Source organism: Nostoc sp. MG11 (assembly GCF_014904695.1).
Taxonomy (GTDB): domain Bacteria; phylum Cyanobacteriota; class Cyanobacteriia; order Cyanobacteriales; family Nostocaceae; genus Komarekiella.
The window spans coordinates 1-5,077 of record NZ_JACXXN010000115.1; the positions used below are offsets into that span (position 1 = coordinate 1).

General features: G+C 42.8%; 10 protein-coding genes. 4 read left to right on the forward strand and 6 right to left on the reverse strand.

All coding sequences use genetic code 11. From position 1 onward, the window contains the following. On the reverse strand, positions 1-887 hold an 887-nt coding region (locus HCR01_RS36795; protein ID WP_413774016.1), incomplete at its 3' end, for a helix-turn-helix domain-containing protein. A 221-nt stretch (positions 888-1,108) separates the two neighbouring features. On the opposite strand from HCR01_RS36795, the gene HCR01_RS36800 reads away from it, so the two are divergent. The 4 genes from HCR01_RS36800 (at position 1,109) to HCR01_RS36815 (ending at position 2,394) form a co-directional block, all read left to right on the forward strand. After that, positions 1,109-1,318: a helix-turn-helix transcriptional regulator gene (locus tag HCR01_RS36800; protein ID WP_320073266.1), complete on the forward strand. Its 210-nt coding sequence runs from the start codon at positions 1,109-1,111 to the stop codon at positions 1,316-1,318. A gap of 154 nt (positions 1,319-1,472) precedes the next feature. Continuing rightward, the gene (locus HCR01_RS36805) at positions 1,473-1,736 is read left to right on the forward strand and encodes a hypothetical protein (RefSeq protein ID WP_193200832.1); all 264 of its coding nucleotides are present in this window, start codon (positions 1,473-1,475) and stop codon (positions 1,734-1,736) included. After that, on the forward strand, positions 1,733-2,137 hold the full coding sequence (locus HCR01_RS36810; RefSeq protein ID WP_193200833.1) for a type II toxin-antitoxin system VapC family toxin: 405 nt from the start codon (positions 1,733-1,735) through the stop codon (positions 2,135-2,137). The genes HCR01_RS36805 and HCR01_RS36810 overlap by 4 nt, the downstream gene beginning before the upstream one ends. A gap of 53 nt (positions 2,138-2,190) precedes the next feature. Then, entirely contained in the window at positions 2,191-2,394 is a 204-nt protein-coding gene (locus tag HCR01_RS36815) for a hypothetical protein (RefSeq protein ID WP_226890050.1), read from the forward strand. A gap of 88 nt (positions 2,395-2,482) precedes the next feature. On the opposite strand, the gene HCR01_RS36820 is transcribed toward HCR01_RS36815, so the two are convergent. From HCR01_RS36820 to HCR01_RS36840, 5 genes are all read right to left on the reverse strand, one after another. Then, positions 2,483-3,154 (reverse strand): class I SAM-dependent methyltransferase, encoded by a 672-nt coding sequence (locus tag HCR01_RS36820; protein WP_193200834.1) that lies wholly within the window; start codon positions 3,152-3,154, stop codon positions 2,483-2,485. Further along, positions 3,151-3,702: a polynucleotide kinase gene (locus HCR01_RS36825; protein ID WP_193200835.1), complete on the reverse strand. Its 552-nt coding sequence runs from the start codon at positions 3,700-3,702 to the stop codon at positions 3,151-3,153. The genes HCR01_RS36820 and HCR01_RS36825 overlap by 4 nt, the downstream gene beginning before the upstream one ends. Beyond that, entirely contained in the window at positions 3,699-3,893 is a 195-nt protein-coding gene (locus HCR01_RS36830; RefSeq protein WP_193200836.1) for a hypothetical protein, read from the reverse strand. The genes HCR01_RS36825 and HCR01_RS36830 overlap by 4 nt, the downstream gene beginning before the upstream one ends. A gap of 101 nt (positions 3,894-3,994) precedes the next feature. Then, positions 3,995-4,339 (reverse strand): VVA0879 family protein, encoded by a 345-nt coding sequence (locus tag HCR01_RS36835; protein ID WP_193200837.1) that lies wholly within the window; start codon positions 4,337-4,339, stop codon positions 3,995-3,997. Between the two features lie 52 nt (positions 4,340-4,391). Further along, positions 4,392-5,077: hypothetical protein (locus HCR01_RS36840; protein WP_226890051.1), on the reverse strand; the 686-nt coding region annotated here is incomplete at its 5' end.

Sequence of the window (5,077 nt, forward strand, 5' to 3'; positions counted from 1 at the left end):
GACTCCACGAATTCCGCCTTCCACCCGTTAGGGCCAGACTTAATCATCCAAGGGGGCAATCCAGACTTTCGCAGGGCTTGCTCGGTCTTCTGGGTGGGGTGCATTTCGTAGCAAGCCGAACTGGGTACTACTGGCTTACTGTTCACTTGTTCGACTTTATCGAACGATCCCGCCGCAATAGAAGATCCACTTGAGGGGTTATCGGTTTGTTGCGAAGACTCGGATTTTTTTAACAACAAAGCGAGTTGTTGGGGGGTTGGTTCTTCAAGGTATCCATTTTCTACGCTTGTGGCTTGTTGGGCAGCAATATCCCAAATTGATTCATCTTCACACACACATTCTTGGGTGGGGGGTGCACTTGAAGAAGCCAGGGGTGTATTACTTAGTGGGAGTACCTTAATAGGATTACCTTCTATAGGATTACCTTTGTGGACATGTGACGACCCAGGTGGGTAGACATGTGGTGTCCACCCCTGGACATGTGGTGTCTGGGGGTGGACATCTAACGACCCAGGTGGGTAGACATGTGACGACCCAGGTTGTGAAGTACCCAGGCAATTTAAAGGCTGCCATTGTGATTTAGGAGACAGTTTGTATACTGAGCTAGTACCAACTCTTGACTCTCTTGATACCAGTCCATAATGAATTAATTGACGTAAAGCTTGTTTAACCTTGCCTTCGCTCATCTGACAAAACTGCGCCATATTCTTGATTGACTCGAAAGCGCCATGTTGTCCTGCTCTGCGAGCAATATGAGCATAAACTCGAAACTCGTAGGGATCTAACCCGTAATCGTCAAGCTCTGAATGTATGAATATTGGTAAGTCGTTTCTTCCATCCTCATAACCGTGTTGCTTGCACCCTTTGCTATTACTTGATAGGCTCATGACTAGTGACTCCTATATATATGTAGGTTTGTGTCATTACAAAAGCTCCTGAATTTCAGGGCATTCATGCGATCGCAGATGTTGACAAGACTGGGGTAATCGCATGAATCTGAGCGAGTATGTTTATATTCTAGCGCTAAAATTCTAATACTATTAATTTGTTAGCGTCAAGATTTTAACGCTAGAATAATGCTATGAATTAGTGCATGGGAGAAATATTTGTGTCAAGAGTTGCACAATTGCGTAAGCAGAAAGATTTGACTCAACGCCAGCTTGCTGATTTAGTTGGCGTTGACCCCTCAACTATCCGCAATTGGGAGCGGGACAGAGGGGGTACAGAAACCTTTGTGAAGCTTGCCAGACTTTGTGAGGTATTAGGTTGCCAGCCTACTGAGCTATTTGAGGTTCAGAAGGTTGGTGAGGATGACTAGAATCTGTATTGATTGCCGTTATAGTAATCAGCTACTTTTAGATCACTTCACCAAAATTTCGTCATTGAAGGCAATAAGCTCTCTTGGCATGGCTAACGCTTACTGCTTGGTGCAGTAGTAAGTCATACTTGCAAGGCAATGTTGAGGTAATTAGATGAGTGTAGAACAAGAATTAGTAGGGAAGTGGCGAGAACTGCCTTTAGACAAACAACAGCAGGTGTTGGAATTTGTGGAATTCCTTCATGTCAAAACGGTTAATCCTCAACTTTTGACATCTGCTAGCAAACCTTTACTTGGAGAACGTTTACGACAAATACGCGCCCAAATAGTTGCTTCGGGAGAGCCTTTATTAACCCAAGACGGCATAGAAAAAGAAATTGCCAGCCGTCGTGGCGGGTTGCAGGAATCAGACACATGACAGTAACTTTTATTGATTCTGGAGTACTAGTTGCTGCGGCCCGTGGTGTAGGAGAATTATCCGAAAAAGCTCTTTTAATTTTAGAAGATTCCAACTATAAGTTTGCTTCTAGCGAGTTTGTCAAATTGGAAGTGATTCCCAAAGCAGTTTACAATCAAAAAACAGCAGAAACCAGGTTTTACCAAACATTTTTTAGTGCTGTAACCCATTGGGCTAATGATGTAGAACAGATAATGCAAGATGCATATAATATCGGTTGCCAGTATGGTTTGGCTGCAATTGATGCATTACATATTGCAGCTGCTTTGTCAGTTAATGCAGAAGAATTTTTAACAACAGAGAAACCAACTAAGCCAATGTTTAGAGTAACAGGTATTAAGATTATTTCGATTTTTCTCTGAAATTCCTCCAGCAGCGTATGCAGTAGATTACCAGTTTTAAGAGAATTGCCTGAATGGAATCTTTGTTAGAAGGGATTGAAGTAGGCTTGAAACTGAAATTTGAAATTCAGGGACTAAGCCTATTACCATCCATTTCAACGATTGAGGATGTCGAGCAATTAAGAGCAGTTCTTGCAGGGTTAGAAACGGCAAGTAAATTAGATGAGTTACGCCAAATAACCCGGCGCTCGACAACCGATACCCAGCCAGAAAATTAGCGTTGTTTGATATTTGATTTTCAAGGTTCAGTTGGTGTAAGGCGCATAAATTCGCTCGAATTAAGCTCTCAAATTTGAAACACCAGAATTAATGTATTCTGGACGGCTGGCTACTTAATGAATCAATGAAAGTCGTACAACCACCTGACTTACCTGGTCTAATGTCCCAAATAGCATCACATGTCTGCCTACCTGAACGTCTAACCATTTTTCCGTTTTTCTCTACATAGGTCTGCGATGCTGGCACACCGTTAATCAAATAATCCACCCGTCCCACAATGGGATAAACATGATGAATGTGCGCGTCTAGTTTACTAAATGCACTAGCCCGACTTTTAGCCTGGAAAATATCAGACGGCATTAGAAACAGCAACCGCGCCGAAGGATTGTTAGGGTTGAGCAAGGAAAGCGATCGCCCTATAAATTCCATACAGTTACTAAATGGCGGATTGGTGATAATCAGGTCAAAGTCAGTGTATGGTTCTATTTCCCCATGCAAGAAATCAGTACACAGCCAAGTGCAATCTGGGGCGTTGCATCGTCCTTTCTCCACCCTAGATTTATTGATGTCCATGCAAAGAATGTTGGAAGATTCGGGGTGTGGAATATGCTTAATGATTTGACCACTACCAGCGCATGGCTCAAGAATATATTCGTCACTTGTTAATATCAACTGGGACATAAAGAGTGCAATGTTATCGGGTGTCTCCCAGTCGTCATTTGTCCAATCTGTTGTTGCTGGTAAGTTTGTAATGTTCATTCGCCCCTCCAATTATTAGCCCACGTAAAAGGAATATTGGCAGCAAGCGCACATTGTTCATCTTCAGAGCGTTGGCGTAGCCCGCCGCAGGCATCGCCGACAAATAAGGATGATTTTGCGTCAATGATTTTACCTAAATCATTGATTGCTTTTTGAACCATTCCTGCACCTGGCTTGCGAAATGATTGATAAAAGGGCTTGTTTGAAATTGGGTCTAGAAACTGATGCCTTTCCCAAGCTTCATGCTTTTCACAAGAAACTTTATAGATTAAATCTCCATCGAAATCAGGACAGAAATAAACTAATTTTAATTCGGGCAACAACTGCATCGTGTATTTCTGTTCAGCGAGCGCATCCTCCAAACTTTTCTTTCCTGCTGCTACACCACCCTGGTTGGTAATGCCAATTACGTGGTAATTAAGATATCGGATGATCGCATTTTGAACCCCAGGAATGATTTCCTGATCTTCTGGTTTATTGATAAATGTTGCTCCGCTTTTAGTGCGGCGGATGGTTCCATCTAAGTCGAGAAAAAGGATTTTAGTCATGGTCTTTTGTTGATAATTTTGGCACAAATTGATTCAAAATCAGCTTGAAAAATATTCATCTCAAATTGCATTTCACCACTGTTATATTGGTCAACAATGTGCTGCCTGATTTCTGGCTCTGACAACCCATCGGGTATATCAATGTGGGCTTCAGATGTGAGCTTTTCGACTACTGTAACGATGGCTTTCATTTTTGTTATCCTTGAAATAAGGAGTGTTTTTGTGTGGCAATTGTTACTGAATTAAGTAATAATCGCTTTATTTATTTATATTCCTCTAAGAAAATATTTCCTCAAACTCCAAATTCAAAAACTTTACACCCATCAATATCAACTGGATTAAGATTTATTAGTCCGCCCCCTGCATAATTACAAGGAATCTTGCGTTTATCTTTGTTGTCAAAAGCTTCTTTACGTACTTCCAACCACCGTCCTACGCAGCGAAAAGTTAGAGCGGCGGCTTCCGCCGATCTAAACTTTTCAAGACAAGAAAATCCAACGGCTGAAGATGGAGCGCCAGCTTTTTTGTAGTCCTGAACCGTAGCGATATGACCACAACAGGGACATTTAAATTTCCATTGCATCTTGTCTTTGCCGAATAATTTTTGTCCTTGAGCAAGCCATTCGTTTCTAGTCATCTTTTTTTCCAAATTATGGTTTTACTTGTCAGAATCCATGAAGTGATCGCTCTTACCTCCACGGCGTGAAATTATTCCACTGGAACCAGCTTGATCCAGATTGAGGATATGCATCTGTGCGATGGACGTCCATTGGATCTCCCCAGTAGCAGCAAGCGTTAATTGCGAATGTAGGGTTATCTACAACAGTTCCATCTTGCAGGAGTAGCGTGGAGATATAGTCTTCAACCCAGATTTCCAACCACTCTCTTTGCAAGTATTGGGCGTAAAAGTTACCCCATCTGGTTCGGCTCCAGCGCTCGTCACTCTTGCGGTCGTAACGCCACACCTGGAAAACTTGATTCCAATGCGCGAGGAAGTCGAGAGCCACAGGCTTGGATTGCATGAGAATCTGCTTATCTTCAGGTACAAACTTCAAATCCTCATGCAGCCGGGGAAGCTCCGCCGTGATGCCACCGTACTCAACCGTGTACCATTCGATTCCGCTGATGTTTTGGCTTAGTTGAGATGTCCAGACTGCTTCTCTATTTTTGGTGGCTTCCTGCACTTTTGCCATGAACACATCGAAACGCAGTATGCCTTCAACTGAGGAGAGGCCGCCGTAAACTACATGATTTTGAAGAACTGGGTCGTGAGCTGATTCGTACCCGATTACATTGATGGCTTCTATCTGAGCAGCGATCGCTCTTGCTCTTGGATCTTGGAATTTAGTCATGATTGCTTCTTGTCCCAACTCCA

Coding starts and splice junctions, on each gene's coding strand:
- HCR01_RS36835 (WP_193200837.1), bottom strand. CDS start 4,339: ATGACTAGAAACGAATGGCTTGCTCAAGGACAAAAATTATTCGGCAAA.
- HCR01_RS36830 (WP_193200836.1), bottom strand. CDS start 3,893: ATGAAAGCCATCGTTACAGTAGTCGAAAAGCTCACATCTGAAGCCCAC.
- HCR01_RS36810 (WP_193200833.1), top strand. CDS start 1,733: ATGACAGTAACTTTTATTGATTCTGGAGTACTAGTTGCTGCGGCCCGT.
- HCR01_RS36825 (WP_193200835.1), bottom strand. CDS start 3,702: ATGACTAAAATCCTTTTTCTCGACTTAGATGGAACCATCCGCCGCACT.
- HCR01_RS36805 (WP_193200832.1), top strand. CDS start 1,473: ATGAGTGTAGAACAAGAATTAGTAGGGAAGTGGCGAGAACTGCCTTTA.
- HCR01_RS36820 (WP_193200834.1), bottom strand. CDS start 3,154: ATGAACATTACAAACTTACCAGCAACAACAGATTGGACAAATGACGAC.
- HCR01_RS36815 (WP_226890050.1), top strand. CDS start 2,191: ATGGAATCTTTGTTAGAAGGGATTGAAGTAGGCTTGAAACTGAAATTT.